This is a genomic window from Tyzzerella sp. An114 (assembly GCF_002161055.1).
In the GTDB taxonomy this organism is placed as follows: Bacteria; Bacillota; Clostridia; order Lachnospirales; family Anaerotignaceae; genus Fimicola; species Fimicola cottocaccae.
In genome coordinates, this window is record NZ_NFLT01000016.1 from 1 (window position 1) to 21,153 (window position 21,153).

Annotated in this window: 30 protein-coding genes; 23 read left to right on the forward strand and 7 right to left on the reverse strand. The window is 28.1% G+C overall.

Features of this window, described 5'->3' with window-relative positions:
* Nucleotides 1–56 precede the first annotated feature (56 nt).
* From B5E58_RS11025 to B5E58_RS11045, 5 genes are all read left to right on the forward strand, one after another.
* Nucleotides 57–1,028 carry a helix-turn-helix transcriptional regulator gene (locus tag B5E58_RS11025; protein WP_088109715.1) on the forward strand — a complete coding sequence of 324 codons (972 nt, stop codon included), beginning with the start codon at nt 57–59 and terminating at the stop codon, nt 1,026–1,028.
* Nucleotides 1,029–1,128: 100 nt separating this feature from the next.
* On the forward strand, nt 1,129–2,544 hold the full coding sequence (locus B5E58_RS11030; protein WP_088109716.1) for a DUF456 domain-containing protein: 1,416 nt from the start codon (nt 1,129–1,131) through the stop codon (nt 2,542–2,544).
* Nucleotides 2,545–2,573: 29 nt separating this feature from the next.
* Nucleotides 2,574–3,380, forward strand: coding sequence for a hypothetical protein (locus tag B5E58_RS11035; RefSeq protein WP_088109717.1), 807 nt, complete (start codon nt 2,574–2,576; stop codon nt 3,378–3,380).
* Nucleotides 3,381–3,415: 35 nt separating this feature from the next.
* Complete coding sequence (locus B5E58_RS11040) at nt 3,416–4,441, forward strand: ferredoxin (RefSeq protein WP_088109718.1); 1,026 nt, start codon at nt 3,416–3,418, stop codon at nt 4,439–4,441.
* Nucleotides 4,442–4,873: 432 nt separating this feature from the next.
* Complete coding sequence (locus B5E58_RS11045; RefSeq protein ID WP_242956665.1) at nt 4,874–6,184, forward strand: RNA-binding domain-containing protein; 1,311 nt, start codon at nt 4,874–4,876, stop codon at nt 6,182–6,184.
* 286 nt (nt 6,185–6,470) lie between these two features.
* On the opposite strand, the gene B5E58_RS11050 is transcribed toward B5E58_RS11045, so the two are convergent.
* From B5E58_RS11050 to B5E58_RS11075, 6 genes are all read right to left on the reverse strand, one after another.
* A complete protein-coding gene (locus B5E58_RS11050) occupies nt 6,471–7,526 on the reverse strand; it encodes a site-specific integrase (RefSeq protein WP_088109720.1) in 1,056 nt (351 codons plus the stop codon).
* Nucleotides 7,527–7,752: 226 nt separating this feature from the next.
* On the reverse strand, nt 7,753–7,983 hold the full coding sequence (locus tag B5E58_RS11055) for a type II toxin-antitoxin system MqsA family antitoxin (RefSeq protein ID WP_088109721.1): 231 nt from the start codon (nt 7,981–7,983) through the stop codon (nt 7,753–7,755).
* Between the two features lie 2 nt (nt 7,984–7,985).
* The gene (locus tag B5E58_RS11060; RefSeq protein ID WP_242956661.1) at nt 7,986–8,303 is read right to left on the reverse strand and encodes a DUF4258 domain-containing protein; all 318 of its coding nucleotides are present in this window, start codon (nt 8,301–8,303) and stop codon (nt 7,986–7,988) included.
* Nucleotides 8,304–8,341: 38 nt separating this feature from the next.
* Nucleotides 8,342–9,487, reverse strand: coding sequence for a type I restriction endonuclease (locus B5E58_RS11065; protein ID WP_088109723.1), 1,146 nt, complete (start codon nt 9,485–9,487; stop codon nt 8,342–8,344).
* 52 nt (nt 9,488–9,539) lie between these two features.
* Nucleotides 9,540–9,932, reverse strand: coding sequence for a helix-turn-helix domain-containing protein (locus B5E58_RS11070; protein WP_088109724.1), 393 nt, complete (start codon nt 9,930–9,932; stop codon nt 9,540–9,542).
* 23 nt (nt 9,933–9,955) lie between these two features.
* Nucleotides 9,956–10,498 carry a helix-turn-helix domain-containing protein gene (locus B5E58_RS11075; RefSeq protein ID WP_088109725.1) on the reverse strand — a complete coding sequence of 181 codons (543 nt, stop codon included), beginning with the start codon at nt 10,496–10,498 and terminating at the stop codon, nt 9,956–9,958.
* Nucleotides 10,499–10,703: 205 nt separating this feature from the next.
* Here B5E58_RS11075 and B5E58_RS13495 point away from each other — a divergent pair, with 205 nt between their 5' ends.
* Nucleotides 10,704–10,850, forward strand: a complete 147-nt coding sequence (locus tag B5E58_RS13495; protein ID WP_158097741.1) for a hypothetical protein — start codon at nt 10,704–10,706, stop codon at nt 10,848–10,850.
* A gap of 58 nt (nt 10,851–10,908) precedes the next feature.
* Nucleotides 10,909–11,070, forward strand: coding sequence for a BC1881 family protein (locus tag B5E58_RS13380; protein WP_242956662.1), 162 nt, complete (start codon nt 10,909–10,911; stop codon nt 11,068–11,070).
* On the opposite strand, the gene B5E58_RS11080 is transcribed toward B5E58_RS13380, so the two are convergent.
* Nucleotides 11,067–11,273, reverse strand: coding sequence for a KTSC domain-containing protein (locus B5E58_RS11080; RefSeq protein ID WP_088109726.1), 207 nt, complete (start codon nt 11,271–11,273; stop codon nt 11,067–11,069). The two genes, B5E58_RS13380 and B5E58_RS11080, sit on opposite strands and share 4 nt — an antisense overlap.
* Before the next feature lie 78 nt (nt 11,274–11,351).
* Here B5E58_RS11080 and B5E58_RS11085 point away from each other — a divergent pair, with 78 nt between their 5' ends.
* The 16 genes from B5E58_RS11085 to B5E58_RS11155 all read left to right on the forward strand — a co-directional run bounded on the left by B5E58_RS11085 (nt 11,352) and on the right by B5E58_RS11155 (nt 21,142).
* Nucleotides 11,352–11,531, forward strand: a complete 180-nt coding sequence (locus B5E58_RS11085) for a helix-turn-helix domain-containing protein (protein WP_088109727.1) — start codon at nt 11,352–11,354, stop codon at nt 11,529–11,531.
* Nucleotides 11,532–11,562: 31 nt separating this feature from the next.
* On the forward strand, nt 11,563–11,742 hold the full coding sequence (locus B5E58_RS11090; RefSeq protein WP_088109728.1) for a transcriptional regulator: 180 nt from the start codon (nt 11,563–11,565) through the stop codon (nt 11,740–11,742).
* A 20-nt stretch (nt 11,743–11,762) separates the two neighbouring features.
* Nucleotides 11,763–11,930 carry a hypothetical protein gene (locus B5E58_RS13665; RefSeq protein ID WP_164493558.1) on the forward strand — a complete coding sequence of 56 codons (168 nt, stop codon included), beginning with the start codon at nt 11,763–11,765 and terminating at the stop codon, nt 11,928–11,930.
* An 11-nt stretch (nt 11,931–11,941) separates the two neighbouring features.
* Nucleotides 11,942–12,175 (forward strand): hypothetical protein, encoded by a 234-nt coding sequence (locus tag B5E58_RS11095; RefSeq protein ID WP_088109729.1) that lies wholly within the window; start codon nt 11,942–11,944, stop codon nt 12,173–12,175.
* A 4-nt stretch (nt 12,176–12,179) separates the two neighbouring features.
* On the forward strand, nt 12,180–12,503 hold the full coding sequence (locus B5E58_RS11100; RefSeq protein WP_088109730.1) for a hypothetical protein: 324 nt from the start codon (nt 12,180–12,182) through the stop codon (nt 12,501–12,503).
* 68 nt (nt 12,504–12,571) lie between these two features.
* Nucleotides 12,572–13,234, forward strand: coding sequence for a YqaJ viral recombinase family protein (locus tag B5E58_RS11105; protein ID WP_242956663.1), 663 nt, complete (start codon nt 12,572–12,574; stop codon nt 13,232–13,234).
* Nucleotides 13,235–13,243: 9 nt separating this feature from the next.
* A complete protein-coding gene (locus B5E58_RS11110) occupies nt 13,244–14,032 on the forward strand; it encodes a DUF1351 domain-containing protein (protein ID WP_088109732.1) in 789 nt (262 codons plus the stop codon).
* Between the two features lie 13 nt (nt 14,033–14,045).
* On the forward strand, nt 14,046–15,008 hold the full coding sequence (locus B5E58_RS11115; RefSeq protein WP_088109733.1) for a recombinase RecT: 963 nt from the start codon (nt 14,046–14,048) through the stop codon (nt 15,006–15,008).
* A 113-nt stretch (nt 15,009–15,121) separates the two neighbouring features.
* Nucleotides 15,122–15,913: a DnaD domain protein gene (locus tag B5E58_RS11120; RefSeq protein WP_088109734.1), complete on the forward strand. Its 792-nt coding sequence runs from the start codon at nt 15,122–15,124 to the stop codon at nt 15,911–15,913.
* Between the two features lie 20 nt (nt 15,914–15,933).
* Complete coding sequence (locus B5E58_RS11125) at nt 15,934–16,344, forward strand: single-stranded DNA-binding protein (RefSeq protein WP_088109735.1); 411 nt, start codon at nt 15,934–15,936, stop codon at nt 16,342–16,344.
* 12 nt (nt 16,345–16,356) lie between these two features.
* On the forward strand, nt 16,357–16,683 hold the full coding sequence (locus tag B5E58_RS11130; RefSeq protein WP_088109736.1) for a hypothetical protein: 327 nt from the start codon (nt 16,357–16,359) through the stop codon (nt 16,681–16,683).
* A complete protein-coding gene (locus tag B5E58_RS11135) occupies nt 16,680–17,105 on the forward strand; it encodes a YopX family protein (RefSeq protein WP_088109737.1) in 426 nt (141 codons plus the stop codon). The genes B5E58_RS11130 and B5E58_RS11135 overlap by 4 nt, the downstream gene beginning before the upstream one ends.
* A gap of 122 nt (nt 17,106–17,227) precedes the next feature.
* Nucleotides 17,228–17,752, forward strand: coding sequence for a hypothetical protein (locus B5E58_RS11140; protein WP_088109738.1), 525 nt, complete (start codon nt 17,228–17,230; stop codon nt 17,750–17,752).
* A gap of 202 nt (nt 17,753–17,954) precedes the next feature.
* A complete protein-coding gene (locus tag B5E58_RS11145; protein WP_088109739.1) occupies nt 17,955–18,413 on the forward strand; it encodes a terminase small subunit in 459 nt (152 codons plus the stop codon).
* A complete protein-coding gene (locus B5E58_RS11150; protein ID WP_088109740.1) occupies nt 18,397–19,608 on the forward strand; it encodes a PBSX family phage terminase large subunit in 1,212 nt (403 codons plus the stop codon). The genes B5E58_RS11145 and B5E58_RS11150 overlap by 17 nt, the downstream gene beginning before the upstream one ends.
* A 7-nt stretch (nt 19,609–19,615) precedes the next feature.
* Nucleotides 19,616–21,142, forward strand: a complete 1,527-nt coding sequence (locus B5E58_RS11155) for a phage portal protein (protein WP_088109741.1) — start codon at nt 19,616–19,618, stop codon at nt 21,140–21,142.
* Nucleotides 21,143–21,153 lie beyond the last annotated feature (11 nt).

The window sequence follows — 21,153 nt, forward strand, 5'->3', positions numbered from 1 at the left end:
ATATATGTCCTTTATTAATGTTATAATTATAATAAATAATAGGAGGGGACGTTAATATGACTTTATCAGAAAATAAGAAAACAAGACTTTTAGATATATTTTTTAGAGCTATAAAAGGTGAATTTATTTCTGTTAAATCACTTGCAGTTCAATATGGTGTATCAACAAAAAGTATTTCTCGTGATATTAACGAAATAAAAAATTTTTTAAGTGAAAGCAGAGAATTAGTAGGAAATACTGAACTTATATATTCTTCTTCAAACAGAGCGTATTATCTTGAATTTGATGATTTTCTTCTTAATAAAGAATTGATTGCTATAATAGAAATAATGATTGGTTGTAGAGCATTTAATAAAGAAGATACATTGAAATTAGTAGATAAATTAAAAAAATTTACAACAATTAATGATAGAAATTTATTAGAAGAATGTATTATAAAAGAATTATATCATTATAAAGAAGTTAATCATGATTGCAAAAGTGTTATAGATAATATATGGCAATTAACAAAATGTATTAATAAACATATAGAAATATCTATTGATTATTATAAATCAGATCGTATATTAATAAAAAGAAAAATTAAACCTATTGCAATAACTTTTTCTGATTATTATTTTTATCTTATAGCTTATATTAGTAATAAAGATGATTGGAAACCTATTTATTACAGAATAGATAGAATAATAAATATAACTGAGCATAGAAGCCGTTTTCAGTTAAAAAAAGAACATGACTTTGATGAGGGTGAGCTTAGAAATAAAATACAATATATGTTTCCAGGTATTGAAAGAAAAATTAAATTTTCTTATGAAGGTCCTTCTGTACAAGCAGTATTGGATAAATTGCCAACAGCAAAAATAGTTGGTGTAGAAGGAAATAAAAAAATAATAGAAGCTGAAATATATGGAAGTGGAATAAATATGTTTTTATTATCACAGGGAAGTAAGATTCAGGTATTATCACCAAAAGATTTTGTTGATGAATTTTCTAAAGAAGTAAAAAAGATGATGAATTTTTATAAATAATATTATTATAAATATATATTAAATTAAATAAAATATATGTTATAATAGAACTAAATATGTAAAATAATGTTATTTTTAGTTATGGGAAGAGGTTATGTTTATGATAAATGAAGAAAAAGATAAATTAAAATTAGGCATTACTGAAGAGTATAACAAAAAAAATAGAGATATTTTGTGGGACTCTACAGAGAGAAAAGCAGAATATAGAGATAAAATTTTTGGTGATAAAAAAACAATACATGACCCTATAAGTGGAAATATTTTACATAAGAGTCAAAAAGCTGCACAGAAAAAATATCACATGAAAAATTCTGATGGAGAAAATATATCTACAAAATGGGCAAACTATTCAGCTGAGGTAGACCATATACATGCTATAAAAGATGTTCATGATAATATATTAATAAAGAATAATCCTTTTTTATCAGATGAAGATTTTAAAGAGATTATAAACTGTGATGAAAATTATCGTATATTATCAAAAAAATATAATACATCTAAAGGTGCAAAAAATGATTTTGAAATGATAACAGATAAAGATAATAATTTATCAAATGACGCTAAAATTCAGATGGCTAAAGATAATATAAAATCGAGTATAGTTTTAACTGGAAAGTTTACAGAGAGAACTGTTTCAAATATTGGAAAAGAGTTTGTATCAGGTGCAAAAGATACTGTTGTTAATTCAATGATTCCTTTAACTAGTGAAGCTATAAGAAAAGCTGTAAAAGTTGCTCAAGGGGAAGAAAATATTGAAGATGCATTAAAGGATATGGGAAAAGTTACAGTTAATACTGCTGTATATGGTGGAGCTAACAGACTTTTAATTGATACAGTTAATAAACAACTTTTGAATAGTAATAATCCTGTATTGATTAATATTGTAAAGAGTAATCAAGTAAGCCAAGTTATTGCAGTTGTGGCTATTGTTCAGGATTCCGCTTTGAGATATATAAATGGAGAAATAACAGGTAAAGAATTTGTAGATGAAATAGGAGAAAAAGGTGCTGTGATGGTTGCCGGAATGGTAGGGGGACAAATAGGTATAGAGATAGGAAGTATGATAGGTGCTGTTGTGGGTACAGGTGTTATTCCAGGTATTGGAACTGCTGGAGGTTATGCAGTTGGTGCAGTAGTAGGTCAAATTATAGGTACTATAATTACAACTGTTGCATGTACAAGTATTATCACTTTATTCAATACATTAAAGTCTTTGAATAATTATAAAATAAAAGAATCACAAATAAAAAAGCTTGAAAGAGAAGCATTGAATGAAATAGAGAATCAACGAAAAAAATTTAGAGAAATTGTTGAAACTGAATATAAGCGTTGGGATAAAGAAATAGAATCTGGTTTTGATATGATTTTAAGAAATGCTTGTGAAGAAACATACAATCTTCAAGGTGTTACAGAGGGTATAGATAAAATACTTAATTTATTTGGTAAAAATGTAGCATTTAAAAACTTAGAAGAATATGAGGCTCAATTAGATATGCCTTTAAAAATAAGTTTTTAAAATATAATTTTTAATATTGGAGGGATATTATGATTATTCAAGGCTTACTTATAGCAGGTGTTGCTAAAACTTTTTATAGTGTAAATAAATCTAGCAATATGGATGCAAAAGCACTTGAAAAGTATGCAAAAGCATTTTCAATTAGTAAAGAGGCTGAGGTTTTAGTCCAAAAAAAAGCTGAATTTACTGAAAAAAGATTATTAAATGTTGCTAAAAAGAAAAGAGCAATAGTGGAACACACTGTTCCTAAATTTGTTGAAGTTTATGGAAAAATACAAAAAATAGAATTAGGTGAATCTTCGCTGAAAAATGATATTATGATTAAAAGTAATATTAAAAATTTAGGTGTTATTAATTCATTATCTATAGTTTGTAAGAAAGAATTTACAGATAAAGAATTGTTATGTGGTTGGATATTTAAAGGTATAGGTGGATTAATGGAAATGGATTCACAACAATATCTATCAGCCGCTAATAGTCAAGTAAGAGCAGCTAATGTTATATATTCACAATCAAGATCAATTATAGAAGTATATGATGCAATAGTTCAACGTGCTGATAGAATAGCTAAATTATTAGTATCTATGAATGTTTTATTTTTAGGCTCAATATCAAAGACTAATGATATAATAAATAAAAATGGATTAGATGTAAAAAAATATAGTGAATATGAAAAAGGTGTTTTAATGACTTGTGTAAATATTGCTTGTTCTATATCAGATATTATAAATGTTCCAGTAATAGATGAAAATGGAAATATAAGTGAAGCTGCAAATGAAATGATAGCTACAGGTGAGAACTATTTGGAAAAGATGAATAAATTAATTAATTCATAAATTTATAAATATATTGTGTGAAAGGTGGAGTTTTTATGAAAAAAATAGTTGTAAATGGAAGTTGTATTGGATGTGGTTTGTGTACAGCAAGTTGTGAATACTTAGTTGAAAATGCTGAAGGTAATGCTGAAGCTGTTATAGGAAAAGTTATATCAAATGAAGATTTATCTAGAATTAAAGAAATAGTTAAAGAATGTCCAAGTTCAGCTTTGAATATAGTGGAAATAAAAAGTGATGGAAAAAAAGGCAAAGAGGCTATTAAAGATATCATTAAAATGATTGAAAATAAAGCTAATGAATTTTCTGTAAAAGAAATTACAGGAAGTGATATTCCTTTAAATGTTGATGATTATGATATTCCTGTACCTTGGTCAAGAAAAGAGTATGATAGATTTTCTTCAGAAAGAGCTGCTAGAAATGCAGCTAAAGATGAATTTTATAGTTTATGTTATTCACAAAGTGCTTATCGTCCTATGTTAAAAAAAGTATTTGTCGAATATAAAATAAATAAACTTAGACCATTTTATACATTGGAAGATAATGATGCTAGTTTTTACTATTCATATAATCAAGAAATAAGAGAATTTTTAGCTGATATATATATTAAAATTTGCGATGCATTAGGTGATAGTAATTCTATTTCTGAAGAATGGAAAAAATTTGATATGCCTTTATCAAAAAAAGACTTCGCTATAGAAGCTTTTGATTATTATGATAGTAGAAGTACTCAATCAGGAATAATGGAGGAATTTAAAAGTAGAGGAGAATATACATCTATTGATTGGTATGTTGACATGATGGACTTTGACTTTGATGAAATGTATGCAGGAGAAGGACTTTTTGGAAGAACTAAAACAAAAAATGAATGGTATTTTACAGGATTTAACAGTGCAGCTAAAGATTTTGTAGATGACTTAAAGCATGCTATTAATATGGTATCAGATGAAATTGAAGAAGGAGCTGCTGGTTTTGCAAATTCAGCTATTGATTCTTATAAAAAGAGAGTTAAAGAAGAACTTAAAAATAAGGCAGCAGAACTTAAAAAATATATAAATGTATAATAGAAGATATTTTAAGATTATAACTTATCTACAATACAAAATTAAGCATAAGAACAGAGCATATTACATAAGATTAAAGATACTATAATTGTATGTATAAATTATAATAAGTAGTACAATATAATCAAGTTTATTATACTTAAAATAGCTAGAATTTGAGTCTATATTTTAATATAATCAAATTACTATATTTAATAATCAAAAGAGAAAAATCTGGAATGGAAAACAAATATCCTATTTCAGATTTTTTTGTTTGTATAATTATTTCAATAAAGATATAACAAGATAAATATTATTTGACTTTATTTAAGTTAATTCACATAAAAAGAATATTCACTCAATGTATATGAATATTCACTTTTATAATTGAAAAAAGTGAATAAATGGTTATAATGGTAAGTAGAAATATATAAAAAAGGAGGACTTACCATGATGTTTGAAAGTGAAAATATTGAATTTAAAGCTAAATTATCAGATGAAATTTATAAAGAAGTAATCGCATTTGCAAATACAGATGGTGGCACTATATATATTGGAGTAGATGACAAGGGTAATGTAATAGGACTTGAAAATGTAGATGATAGTTATACACGTCTTACCAATGGAATAAGAGATGCAATTCAGCCTGATGTTACTATGTTTATTCGTTATGTGTTGCAAGAAGATAAAGTAATTAGAATAGAGGTAGGAGAAGGAAGTTATAAGCCTTATTATCTAAAGTCTAAAGGGTTAAAACCTAATGGAGTGTATGTTAGACAAGGAGCATCAAGTGCACCTGCTTCACAAGAATTAATTCGTAAAATGATAAAAGATACTGATGGTGATCAGTTTGAAGATATGCGTACTATGGAACAGGAATTGACTTTTGAGGAAGCAGAAAATGCTTTTAAAAATTATGGTGTTGAATTTAGTGAAGATAAATTTATAACACTTGGATTAAGAAATCTTCATGATGACCACTATTCAAATTTAGCACTTTTACTTTCAGACCAATGTAAACATACTGTTAAGGTAGCAGTTTTTTCAGATGAGGATAAAACTATATTTAAAGATGCAAAAGAGTTTGAAGGTTCTATATTTCGACAATTAGATGATACTTATTCATATCTCTTACTCTGTAACAGAACAATGTCTACGTTCCAAGGATTAAATCGTATAGAAAAAAAGGATTATCCTGAGGAGGCTTTGCGTGAAGCACTTTTGAATGCTATGGTACATCGAGATTATAGCTTTAGCGGAAGTATTATTATAAATGTTAATGATTCAGAAATAGAATTTATTTCTATCGGTGGATTATTACCTGGTTTATCTGTTGAAGACATTCAAAGTGGTATTTCCCAGCCTAGAAACAGAAAACTTGCAGAAATATTCCATAGATTAAAGCTTATTGAATCATATGGTACAGGTATTCGTAGGATTTATAAGTTATATGAAAATAATTCTGTTAAACCACGTATCGAAGTAACACCAAATGCTTTTAAATTGATACTTCCTAATGCTAATTATAAAAATATAATTGAACCAATTAAAAATATCAAAGAACAAATAACTTTAAAGATTACACCACAAATGAAAGTTGTAATAGATTATCTTTCTGAATATGGTGAAATTGGAGAAGAAGAACTACAAGAATTATTAAATGTTAAACGTACTCGTGCTTATCTTATAGCACGACAGATGATAGAACAAGGATTGATAGAGTGTTCAGGTAGAGGTACAAATAAAAGATACTATTTAAAGTAAAAAATTAATAGTTTTATATTTAGTGAAAAGAAAAAAATCCGGAATGAAAAATAAAAATTCATTCTGGATTTTTTTGTTTCCATTAATGAATTTCAATAAATCAGGAAATCAAGAAACACCGAATTTTTTGAAAAATAACCCTACACCAAGGGACAAGTGTTTCCCTATGTCATACTATTTATATCGTCATGATGGGATGAATAATTAAAAAAATAGCTACAAACCTTGATTTTAAAGGAATGTAGCTTTTTTTATTTTCAAAAACGTACTAAAAACGTACTATTTTCTAAAATTTTAGTTCTTCTAATTTTTCGCATACAGTAATTTGCTTATTAGGATAGAGGTGGCTATAAACTTCTAAAGTTGTTTTTATATTTTCGTGTCCGAGTCTATCTGCAACAACTAAAGGCTGAAATCCCAATTCTATTAAAAGTGATGCGTGAGAGTGTCTGAAATCGTGTAGCCTGATAGCTTTAACTTTTGCCTTTTTTGCATAATTAACAAGTCGTACTCTTAAAGAAGGGCGAGACACAAGTATAAGTCTTGTTGTTTTATGCTTGTCATATAACTGGTCTATATATTCTTTTATTTCATTAGCCAAAAAATCCGGAATTTGTACTACACGTTTACTTTTTTTGGTCTTAGGTGTGAGTATAAGCTCCTGATTGTTTAGTTTAGCATAATTTTTTGTTATAGAAATTTCTTTAGCCTTTAAATTAATATCACCTATTGTAAGAGCCAAAAGCTCACCTGACCTTATTCCTGTCCAAAACAAAATTTCATAAGCAATTTTATAAGAAATATCATCAACAACATCTATAAATTTTTTATATTCTTTTAGTGTCCAAAACTGTATATCGGCTTTAGGTTTGCCTTTTATACCTTCATATAATTTACAAGGGTTAGATTTTAAGTTATAAAATTTCATGGCAAAATCAAAAATGCAAGAGATTTGACCATTAATTTTTTTTATGTACAAATTGCTGTAATCATTGTCTTTTACTAAGTTATTATTAAATTCCCTTAATGTGTTTGGGGTTATTGAATTTATAGGCATATCACCTAAATCCGGCAATATTTTTGTATCTAAAAGAAGTTTTTTTATGTTTAAAGTAGTAGGCTTTAATTTATGTGTACAGTCTTCCATATAAATTTCGGCCATATTTCTAAAAGTCATATTACAGTCGCCTTCAAGTTTTTCAAGAAAGTTTCTTTCAAATGCCTTTGCTTCCCTTTGGGTTTTAAAACCCTCTTTTTTCTTTTTCTTTCTGTTTCCTTGCCAATCTGTATAGTAAAAAGAACAGAACCAAGTTTTCTTTTCTTCATTTTTGTAAACAGGCATATAATCATCTCCAATCATTTTTTTACAATAAAATAATTATTTATAACATTTAATTCCGAAAAAAGGGTATAAAAATAACACCCATATTGCAGAGTGTGTTTTAAAGTGATATAATAGCCTTGCTTAGTGGGTATTATATCATTTTAGACACAATGTGTTTATGGGATATAATCTTTTGGAGTCCTTGTGTTGGTAGCACAGGGGCTTTTTTATTTTAAATTATATTTTAAGCAACATTATCACTATAATGAACAACTGCAATTTCAGTAAGTGCATTTTTAGTTATATTTATAATTTCTTCAAGCCTTTTGGCAACATCGTTTGAATAAGAAACTTCACCGCATTGTGTACATACTTGTGAAGGTACATCTTTAACAATAATAATACAGTTTTCTAAATCAGCTATAAAATTTGTAAGTTTATCTTCTAAAATACCTTTGCACATAAAACAAGTCATTGTTATTTCTCCTTTCTTACTTTAAAATTGTTAGACCAAAGTTCTGTACTTGGGTAATAAGCTGTTATAAGCCAAAGTTCTTCACCGTTTGAACCACATACAACATGAAGATGTTTATTTTCTATTGTTAAACCAAGTACAAGACAGCTTGGGTAAGGATAATCAGAAGGGTATTCTTCTATAATTTCACCACTTAAAAGAGCATTTTCCACATCTGACATACTTATATTTCTTTGTGTTAATCTTATAAATATATGATTAGTCCATCTAAGTTTTTTATTCTTACATAAATTTTTAATTATTTCTATTGTAAGTTCCAATGTATTACCTCTTTTCAAAATTAATGAAAATTTATTATTTAACAACTTTCCGGAAGACCGTATTTTAAATATACTTTGTAGTTTTCCGGCTCTGGATAGTTGCCCCATTTTGTGAATACATAATTAATATTTTTATCATCTGAAGGTTTAGGTTCTATGTATCTTTTTAATACATCAGTAAGTTCATTTTTATATTTTTCAATATCATTTATACTATCAAGTTTTATTCGTATTTCAGATTTATTTTCATCAGGTATAATCAATGTTATTTGGGAATCTCCCATAATTATTCTTGTTATCCATTTTCGTGTATTATTTTTTAATAAAATAGCAAAGTAAGACTCTGTCTTTTTATATGTTATTTCATTCATATCAACAATATCATTTAAAAGAGATTTTACTATAATAAGTGCATCTAGTTCTTTATCCATTGGTTCGCTTTTAGGTGTAGTTTTTTCAGGTGTTGAATATCCTGTATCAGTTACAAGAGCAGAAATACGTTCCTTAACAATTTCATCTATACAATCATTTATTGCTTTTCTTAATACAGGTTTAAATTTATCAACAACATTTTGTGTTTTTACACCTTTATAATTATCTTTTAAAAATAATCTTACAAGTTCATCACTTGGATTGTTACAGTTTTCTGTAAAAACATTTTTAAATATATTTGAATATTTAAGTATTGCGGCATTTTCAAATATTTTATCTTTGTCAAACTCTGATTTTGCAAATTTTTGTATTTCTTTTATATCATCATCTGTAATATTAAGAAGATTAAATTCATAAAAAGGTTCTCTGTCCATTTTATTTGTTTCATCAAGGTCAGTATATAATCTATAAATAATACCATTTGTTAATATTGCAAATTTTGCTTTTGTTGATACAAAATATCTGAAAAGTTGAGAATCGTGCTTTTCAAGACTTTTATTAATTGATTTAGCCTCTATAAGTATAACAGGCTCATTATCAATTATTATGGCATAATCTACTTTTTCACCTTTTTTTATACCAACATCAGCAACAAATTCTGGTACAAATTCGTTAGGATTAAAAATATCATATCCTATAAGCGAAAAAAAAGGCAGTATTATAGAAGTTTTAGTTGCTTCTTCTGTTGATATACTATCTTTTATTGTTTTTATTCTTATTGAAAAATTTTTTAATGATTCTTTAAAATCCATATAAATGGCCCCCCTTAATTTAATTTAAAGTTAATAAAAATTACATTCCCCTTTATGCTTGTAATTTACTCTTTGTTGTTGCGTACTTTTCGGCTTTTAACATACCTTTCATAGTTCCTCTTATTTCAGCTCTGTCTTCAATGTCAAGTTCCTTGTATAGGCTTAATACCTCTTTTTCGTCTTTAGTAAGATTTTCTAAGCTATTGTTTATAGTTTTCTTAATCTCATCTTCCCAACCCATTAAATATAATGGGGATACATTAAGTGCTTTTGCAAATTCAGAAATTTTTTCTACATCAAGAGCTTTAATTTCACCATCTTCATATCTTTTAACAGTTGTTTCATGAAGATTTATTTTTTGTCCTAATTCAGCACGACTTAATTTTAAATTTTTTCTTGATGCAAAAATTCTATTTCCTACTTGCTTACAATATTCTTTACTCATTTTAAACCTCAATAATTAAAAAATTAAGCCTTTTTTCTTTTTGTATCTTCTGATACTGATAATGTTTTCCCTTTAAGCTCAGCTTCAAGTTCAAGACGATAAGCCTCAAGTTCTTTTTCGATTTTATCATTATGATTAATAGTATTAGAATCTGCTATATCAATATTTTCAGATATATTATTTTGCATATCATTCGAATTGATAATTAATTGAGAAAATTTCATAAATGAATTAATTATAGTTTTTCTCTCTTCAGGTGTCATCTTTACAAAATTTTCTAATATTAATTTATCTGTTTTACTAAGAGAATATTTATTTACCATTTCTGAAATTAAGTCTATTTCATTTTCATTAAAAATAGGCTCTATACCATTTCTTAGCCAATTTTCATTAACATTGAAAGTTTTGCATATTAAAGTGATATTTCTATCTGTTAATGCAACTCTACCATATTCAATATTTCCTATATTAGCTCTTGAAATGCCTATTTCTTTGGCAAATTCCTCTTGTGTTAAACCTAATTTTTTTCTAATAGTTTTAACTCTTTCTGTAATAGTATTTTCCATTTATATATTCACCTCCTTGTGTACTATGATAAATTATTCAAAAATGTTTGTCAAGCGTATTTTAGATATAAATAATATTAAATTATTAAAAAATATACGCTTGACAAGCTAAAATTAATATGCTAATATATGCTTAACAAACAAAAAATAAATAAAAATGTTTGTAAAACTGATTAAAGTGTAATTTTTTAAGGAGGTAATATTTATGACTGAAGAATTAAAAAAAGATGTTGAAACATTATCAATAATTCTAAAAGATTTACCAGATGAACAAAAGATAGAAAAAGTATTTTTATTGGGAATAACAGCAGGTGTAAACTTAGCTAAAAATTTAACTTTAGTAAATGAATAGTAATTAAGATTATATCAACAAATCAACATTAAGTTACCAACAGTAAGGGGGTGAGAGTGTGGAAAAAATAATCAGAAAAACTATAGATGAATATACAACTTATGAATTGATTGAGGAGTTGTATAGACGAGAAGGTGTTGAAAAGCATATAGCAGAACCTTACAAAGATGTAAATGTTGAAGTTAATGGTCCTGCTATAATACTAATCGTTATAGATTAGTATAATTTTTGATAGCTATATAGACCTTTAATATGAGATGCCAAGTATTTACCATGAGATGATGCTGACATAAGAGCATTATAAACTTCTATTGGAACATTATTATAAGCATAAAGACTTCTAGTTTTAAATTCAACATATAATGTTCCATTTTCATATCCTATTTTTGATATATTAGAAGAATTTACAGGTATCATATTCATATAAACATCCTCCTTTCACATTTAATGAGAAAATTATATCACAAAAAGTGAAAAATAACAATATATAGGGGGTAAAGTATGGAATTAAACAAAATATTGAAAGAACAAAATATAACAGCTCAAAGGTTAAGTAAACTTACTGGTATAGGAATTTCTACAATTCAAAAATATTCTTGTAAAAATAGAAAAATATCAGTTGATAATGCAAAGAAAATTGCAAAAGTATTAAATATTGAATGGTGGGAGCTGTTTGAATAAAAATAAATTAATTTAGAGAGGGGGTGAAAATATGAAATACCCAACTTTATTAACAGTTGATGATGTTATGGAAATAACAAGAACATCTAGGGGAATGGCATACAAGTTAATAAGTAAAATTAATGCAGAGCTAAAAAGCCAAGGTTATATAACCGTACGTGGAAAAGTTCCTCGAAAGAAATTTTTTGAAAGATTGGGAATAGAAGAATAAATGTAAAGAGGGTGATAAATTTGAAAGAAACTTATAAAAATGAAGACCGAAAATGTGAGTGTTACAAATGTGAATTTGAAGAAATATGTGTTTATGCTTACAGGTATCAAAGATTAGGTAGAGAAAATAAGGGTGCATTAGGTAAATGTGCCAAACTTGAAGAAAATGCAGGAATTTTACAATATTAGGAGTGATGTAAATGATTAAATTCCATTTTGATGAAAATAATGGTGATGTAAATATAAACATCAAAAGTACAGCAGAACTTTTAGCTGCATTAGCTATATTAAGCTATGAGTTATTGTCATATGTAAAACTAAGAACAAATGAAGAGGGAGTTCAAAGGTTTAAAAACAATATGATTAAAATTATTAATCTTGCAGTATCAGGTGACTTAGATGAACTTATAAGTAATACAGAGGGAGAGGTATAAATCAATGAGTGTTAAAAGAATAAGAAAAGAGAAAAAGCGAATTTTAGTACAAGTTGATGAGATTTTAAAATCTATGAAAGAATATGGAAAATGGTGGCTTGAGCTAGAAAAAAGGGTTTCTGATGTGGAAGATGATATTTATCAGGTTAAAACAGATTTTACGATGGATAGGGATTTAGGGTTAATCAATGAAATTAATGTTCTTAGAAAAGCCAGAAGAAAAGACATTGCAAAATACAAAGAGCTTGAAAGTACTTGTCTTATATTATTTATTATTGTATGTGCTGAAGCTATTGTAATAGCATTTTTATCAGGATACATATTTTAAATAAAAAATCCCCCAAGGAACGGCAATTCCAAAAGGGAAACACATCAAATAACTCAATTTAATGTTATATGAAAAATACGGTGTTGTCAATGGGAGAAATTGAAAAATTAGAGTGGTTAAAGAAAAGAAATAGTGGCATTGGTGGAAGTGATGCAGCAGCTGTGATAGGTGTTAGTAAATGGAAAACCAATGTTCAGCTTTGGGAAGAAAAAACAGGAAGACGTGAACCTGAAGATATTTCAGAAAATGAGTTTGTCAAATATGGAAAAGAAAGTGAAAAGTTTTTAAGAGAGCTTTTTAAATTGGATTTTCCGGAGTATATAGTAAATTATGATGAGTTTGGTATGAAGGCGAATATAAAGAATAAACCTTTTATATTTGCTACCCTTGACGGTGATTTAATTGAAAAAGAAACAGGGCGAAAAGGAATTTTAGAGATAAAAACATCTTTTATAAGTAGTTCTGCTCAAATTGCTTGGTGGGATAATAGAATACCTGATACATATTATATACAAGTTATACATCAGCTTTTGGCTACTGGTTGGGAATTTGCTGTTGTAAAGGCTCAATTAAAGTACTGGTATGACAAAAATAAAATAGATGTGCGACATTATTTTATAGAGCGTAAAGATGTTATAGATGATATTAATTTTATATTTAATAAAGAATTAGAATTTTGGGATTGTGTAGAGAAGGATAAAAGACCTTCTCTTATACTTCCGGATATATAGGAGGATTTTATGGAAATTATAATGAAAACTGATATGGAACATAGTTTTCCAAGTTCAATAGAGTATAATCACGAAGATATAAAAGCTGAATTATCAATGAGTCTTGAAAAGTATAACAATATTGTTGTTACTGAAGAGGGTATAAAAGAAGCTAAAGCTGATAGAGCAAAACTTAATAAATTAAAATCAGCTCTTGATAGCAAAAGAAAAGAAGTTAAAAATTTATGTCTTGCACCATACATTGAATTTGAAACTAATATAAATGAACTTATAGAAATGGTTGATAAACCTATAAAAGCAATAGATGTACAGATAAAAGAGTTTGAAAATATTAAGAAAGAGTCTAAAAGAAAAGATATAGAAGTTGTTTATTGTGACAATATAGAAGAATTTAAAGAGCTTATACCTCTTAAAAGTATATTTAACAATAAGTGGCTTAATGCTACATATAAAATGTCTGATATAGCTTTAGAAATTGAAAGTATTGTTGTTAATGCAAGAAGTGCTTTATCTTTTATTGATAGCTTAAATACAGAGTTTAAAGCACAAATAACAGATATATATTTTCAAACACTTGATATAAATAAGGTTATTGCTGAAAATAAAAGACTTATAGAGTTTAGTAATAAGCAAAAAGAACTTGAAAATACATCAAATGTTAAAAAAGATGTTATTCAAGAACGTGAAGAATTAAAACTTATGGCTATTGAATTTAGAGTTTTTGCCACTCCTAAACAGTTTAAAGCTCTTAAAGAATTTCTTATTAGTAATGGTATAAAGTATGGAAAAATTAAATAAGAGGTGAATTATTATGGCAGTAGATAACAGTATTGTAGAAAAGAAAAAACAAAGTCAACCTAAATTTAGTGTAGCAATTCAAAGTAATGCATATAAAAATCTTATAAATAAAACATTAGGCGAACCGAACAGGGCAAAAAGATTTGTTGTTGCTGTATCAAGTGCTGTTGCAGTAAATCCAATGTTACAGGAATGTGATGCAGGTACTATATTATCAGCTGCATTACTTGGTGAAAGCCTTAATTTAAGTCCTTCACCACAGTTAGGACAATATTATCTTGTACCATTCAATGATAAAAAGCGTAATTGTAAAGTAGCTACATTCCAAATAGGGTATAAAGGATATATACAGCTTGCTATAAGGTCAGGGTATTATAAGAAAATAAATGTTCTTCCTTTAAAATTCGGAGAAGTTATAAATTATGACCCATTAACTGAAGAAATAGAAGTAAGAATTATTGAAGATGAGGAAGAAAGAGAAAATGCTCCAACAGTAGGGTATTATGCTTTTTTTGAATATCTTAATGGATTTACAAAGGCTATGTATTGGTCAAAAAATAAAATGCTAAAACACGCTGATAAATATAGTCCTTCATTTAATTTGGAAGCCACTAACGGAAAATATGCTAAAGTTTCTTTTGAAGATTATTTAGCTGGAAAAGTTTCTGAAAAAGATATGTGGTTGTATTCATCATTTTGGTACAAAGACTTTGACGGAATGGCTTGTAAAACTATGTTACGTCAGCTTATAAGCAAGTGGGGAATTATGAGTACAGAACTTCAGACAGCATTTGAAAATGATATGGGTGTAATAAATGAAAATGGACAAGTTGAGTTTGTAGATAATAAAGATGAAAATATGTTGCCTGAACAATATGAAAATACAAATGAATCTATAAACGAACCTATTCAAGAAGAAATATCATATGAAGTAGGCACAAATGATTTTATAGAAGATGATTTTTTTAATAACTGATTTTTATATTGGGACTTTTTTGGACTTTTTAAAATTTATTATTAGTTATATAGAAGGGGTTTAAATACCCCTTTTTATAACAAAAAAATTGAATATTAAGGAGGTATAGGGCATTGAATTATATCTTGGAAATTAAAGCGTTTTACGATTGGCTCGAGGTAAATAAGTTGTCTACCGGTAGTATTGCTTTATGGCACGCATTAATGCATATAGCTAATAAGACAGGGTGGCAAGAAAGTTTTACAGTAGCTATCGTGGTGCTTGAAATTAAGACAGGCTTGAAAAAGCAAGCCATAATTAATGCCAGAAATAGTTTAAAGCAAGCAGGTCTTATTGAGTTCTCAAGTAGAGGTGGAAATCAATCAGCTGTGTATAAAATAAATTCTCTTGTGTCTTTTAAACATACACAAACACATACACAAACAGATACACAAACACATACACAAACAGATACACAGACACATACACAAGGAGATACACAAACACATACCATTAATAAACAAAACAATACTATACAAAACGAAACAAATATTATTTATGGTCATGATGATGATACGGGCGTGTGCGTAGAAAATAATAATATATTAAATATATATATACCAGAGGATATAAAAAGTCAGGTGTTCAGTTTTTCAAGATATTTGTTTTTAAGATATTTTGGGAGAAATCCTTCAGCACCTGATATTGAGTATGTGTTTAGAAGAATAAAAGGTATTACAGGTGGTATTGATGAGAACTATAAAAATATGCTTGAGTATGCTTTTGAACAGGCACAAAAGGCTAATTGCTTGAATATAAACTACATAAACGGTATTTTTTCTAATTTTGCCAAAAGAGGCATAGAAACAATAGAGGATTGTTATAGATTTGAGTATGAACAAGACAGAGCAAATGGTCTTATGTGATGATTGGAAAGGTGGTTTTAATGAATAAAGTTTTATTAATGGGTAGGCTTACAAAAGAGCCGGAAGTAAGATATTCAAAAGGTCCAGAGCCTCTTGCTGTGGCAAAATATACACTTGCTGTAAACAGAAGATTTAAACATCAAGGAGAGCCAGAGGTGGACTTTATAAACTGTGTTGCCTTTGGGAAACTTGGAGAGTTTGCAGAGAAATATTTGAAAAAAGGACAACTTATAAGCATTGTTGGTAGACTTCAAGTCAGTTCTTGGAATGACCAAAATGGACAGAAAAGATGGTCTACAGATGTAGTAGTTGAAGAGCAGTACTTTGCTGAAAGCAATAAAAATACTCAAAGTACATCTAAAGCCGAAAATATACAGGCAGACTTTTACCCAATAGATGAAAGTATTGAAGATGAGGGTTTACCGTTTTAAGGAGAAGAAATAATGGATAAACAAGAGAAAATGAATTTTATTGCAATTAAACTTGGAAAAGAGGAACTTTTGGCAGCTGCTGCTGAGGAAGCCACAGAGCTTGCTCAAGCGGCATTAAAGTTGAGGAGAGCATATAGTGGAACAAATTATACACCGAATACTGATTATATGTGTTTAAAAAATATAGCAGAGGAGATAGCTGATTTAGAGTTGTGTGTAGATGTTCTTAAGTTGAGTTTAACTATAAACAGCACAATTTTTATTAACAAAGAAAAAGCTGATATAAAAGAGAAAAAGTTAGATAGATGGGTTCAAAGATTGGAGTTGAATGAGAAGTGAGAGAAATTTTATTCAGAGCAAAAAGGCTTGATAATAACCAATGGGTTGAAGGTTATTATGTAAGACACCAAAAAAGAATGCTTTGTCCAATTTGTGATGAGCTTAAAAAAGAAGATGTAGACCATTTTATATTTTTTGATGGTTTTGCTGACTGGAATATGCCACAAGATTTAATGTATACAAAAGTAAATCCTGATACATTAGGACAATATATAGGAATGGTAGATAATAGGGGACATAAGATTTTTGAAGGTGATATTTTAAAAATTATGGGATATGAGAGTACATTAACAGTTGAATGGTGGATACTACATTGTGGATTTGGTTTTGGAAAAGGCACTCTATATTGTGATGAAACAGAAAGCAATATGATTGAAGTTGTAGGTAATATATATGATAATCCTGAATTAATGGAGGAATAAAAAAATGATATATTTCACATTACATATTAATGAGATTTAAAAAGTAAAAGGGAGCTACCGCCCCCATAGAATGAACATATTTATTATACCATATTTAATTAATAACAGGGGGCGGATTTTATTTGAACAATAAAGATTATAAATCTATAAAAGAAAGAATTAATAAGTATTACAAAGATAAAAAAGCCTTAAATTTAAACTACATACGACTTGAAGGACTTAACAAAAAACTTTTTGATATAGAAAAAGAAATTAATAATCCTATATTTACCGCCTCTTTAAATACAGATTTAAAAGCTGTAAATTATGATAGTATTTATGTAAAAGGTGGAAGTCCTTCAAGTCCTATTGAAAATGAAATTGAAAACATATACAGGGCATATGAAAAAGAAAAAGTAAAAATATTAAATGAAATATATTTAACCAAAAAACTTATATATGAACTTGAAACAAATACTGAAAGGTTTGATTGTTATATTGGTATGCTATCAAGTGAAGCCAAAACAATAATTGAAATGGTATTTAAAAAAGGTATGAGTATAACTGCAACTGCTTTAAATATTAATATGTCAAAGTCTTCAGTAAGTAGAAAAGTTGAGGTTATCACAAAAGATATACTTCTTTTATGTGATAACTATAATATTTAAAAAAAACGTGCAACAAAATGGAACGTTTACGGAACAATTTGGAACAAAAGTGGGAAAAAAACGCAACAAAATGGAACAAAAATGGGAAAAAATATATTTTAAATGTAATATAATAGTTATTGTAAAGAATTAGGGAACAGGGAATTTAAAATCTCTGTTCTTTTTTATTTTGATTTACTATAAAGAAGAGAGGTGGCGGTAGATGTCAAATAATAGAGGCGGTAGACCGCCTAAATATAAAAACAGAGAGGAAATACAAATTTTAATAGATAAGTATTTTGATGAATGTAATGGAATTCCTTATTTAGATGAGCAAGGAAAGCCTGTTATGACAGAGAAAGGTGATATAGTATATAAAAAATTTCCTAAACCCCCAACTGTAACAGGATTAGCTTTAGCACTGGGGTTTAATAGTCGTCAAGGATTATTAAACTATCAGGGAAAAAGAGAGTTTAATGACACGATTACGCGAGCAAAAACATATATAGAGGAATATGTAGAACAAAGACTTTTTGACCGTGAAGGTGTACAAGGTGCTAAATTTAGTTTGATAAATAATTTTAAAGGTTGGTCAGATAAGCCTAAAGACAATTCAGAGAAAGAGGTCATTGAAAGACTTGATAATATCCTGGAGGGAATTAACAATGCAGCTAAGCAGTAAACAGAAAGAATTTTGGAATAATGCTAATAAACGTTGGAATATAAAATCAGGTGCTACACGTTCCGGAAAAACATATTTAGATTACTATATTATACCTAAAAGAATAAGAGAAGTTTCTGGAAAAGAAGGACTTGTCGTTATAATGGGAAATACAAAAGGTACACTCCAAAGAAATATTATTGAGCCTCTACAAAATATATATGGTACTTTTTTAGTATCTGACATACATTCTGATAATACAGCTTTTTTGTTTGGTGAAAAATGCTATTGTTTGGGAGCAGATAAAATAAACCAAGTGGATAGGATAAGAGGTAGTTCTATAAAATATTGTTATGGTGATGAGGTTGTTACATGGCACGAGGATGTTTTTAATATGCTTAAATCAAGACTAGATAAAGAGTACAGTAAGTTTGATGGAACGTGCAACCCTGATAATCCAAATCATTGGTTTTATAAATTTTTAAAAAGTGATGCTGATATATATTTACAGGAATATACTCTTGATGACAATATTTTTCTTCCAAAGAGTTTTATAAATAATTTAAAGAAAGAATACTTTGGAACGGTGTTATACGACAGATATATATTAGGTAAATGGGCATTAGCTGAAGGGCTTATATATAAAATATTTGCTGATAATACTGAAAGTTTTATTATATCTAAATCTAAAATCCCAAAAAGATTTGATAGTATAAATATAGGTCATGACTTTGGCGGTAATAAATCAAATCACGCTTTTGTTGCCACAGGTATTTCTTTTGATAATCATATGTATAAACTTAGAGCAAAAAGTATAAAGGCTACAGGAATGAGTTTTAACGAGTTGGAAATAGAGTTTATAAATTTTGTAGAGGGTATTATAAGAGATTATGGTTATCCTGATGGTATTTACTGTGATAGTGCAGAACAAACTATGATTAACAGTTATAGACAACATACAAATTATCCTATATATAATAGTATCAAAAAACCTATAAATGACCGTATACGCTGTACATGTCTTCTTATGGGAAGTGGTAGATACCATATTGTTGAAAATGAATGTAATGACCTTATAAATGGATTAAAAACAGCTGTGTGGGATGATAAAAGTTTGGATGATAAACGTCTTGATGATGGAAGTAGTGATATAGATATATTGGATGCTGATGAGTATAGTTTTGAATATAATATTTATAAACTTATAGGGAGGTGATATAACTGTGTTTAAAACTTTGTGGGACTTTATATTAAGATTATTTGGTAAAACTGCCTCTACTACAACCGATAAACAAATACAAATAAATTCCTGCTATACATCAAGGTATGAAGATATTAAAAATATAAATTTTACCTCTATATTTTCAAATAAATTGACTACTCTTTCTGTAACAGAAAGCTCTGTAAGTGTTGTTGGAGACAATGATAGAGCCGAATTTTTGAATTTATGTATAAGTAATGTTTGGGATAAAATTAAAAAAATAACCGGAATGGCTTTAGGTACAGGAGGGTGTGTTATTGTACCCTATGTTAATGGTGGAAGATTACTGTTTGATATAGTTTCACAGGATAGAATAATAATAAATAAAAAACAAGGTGAAATTATTAAATCTGCTACTGTACTTGCAGACAGCATAAACATAAATGATAAAATTTATTATAGATGGGTTAATTATGATGTTGTAGATAATATTGTATATATTACAAATAAAACTACAAATGAAACAGGAAGCATAAGAGAGGTTGAACAGTGGAAAGGCATTGAAGATAGAGCAATAAATGGTGTTGATAGAGTTCTTTTTGCCTTTATAAAATCTCCTATAGATAATAGGGTTTCAAATGACTTTTATGGTGTACCTATAACTTTTGGGTGCGACAGTATTATAAATGAAATATATGACTGTTTAAAAGATATTAAAGATGAGTTCCAACTAAAGCAAGTAAGAGTATTTGCCAATGAAAGACTTTTTAAAAAAGATCCATATACAGGAAAAATGATACTTCCTAGTAAGGCTTTTATTGCGGGAAATACAGAGGGTACAAACTCAATGCTTGAGGAGTTTAGTCCTGAAATAAGAGATAGCAGTTATTATAACAGACTTTTAAATCTTTTTGACTTGTTTGAAAAATCAGTGGGAACAAGCAAAGGAATTTTGACATCTCCTGAAACAAGAGGAGCAACAGCAACAGAAATTAAAGCCGGATTATATGATACATATGCATTAATAACTGACATAAGAAAAGAAATTGAAAAAGGTATAAAAGATTATATATATTCTTGTGATATTTTGATAAATTACTATGAACTTGCTTCTCAAGGTGAATATAATTTAAATTTTGATTGGTCCTATTCATTAATAGAAAGTAGTTCAGAAAGTTGGGCACAGCTTAAAGATGCACAGGCTATGGGAATTAAGAGTAAGGCTGAGGTTAGACAATGGCTTAATCCTAATGAAAGTATTGATGAGGCACAATCAAAAATTGATGATATTAAAAAAAGTGAGCCATCTCTTGATGATATTTTAGGCACAGATGAAGAATATAGTATTTCTTCAAAACAAAAAAATGATATAGAAGATAATATAGAAGATACTGTGGCTAAATCTTTAAATGGTGCTCAAACTCAATCTCTTATAAATATTGTTATGCAGTATAAACAAGGAACTCTTACAGAGGGCCAAGCTATAAATATAATAGCTACATCAATAGGAATTTCAAAAGATGAGGCAACAGAGCTTTTGAGAGCTTAAGGCGGTGGTTC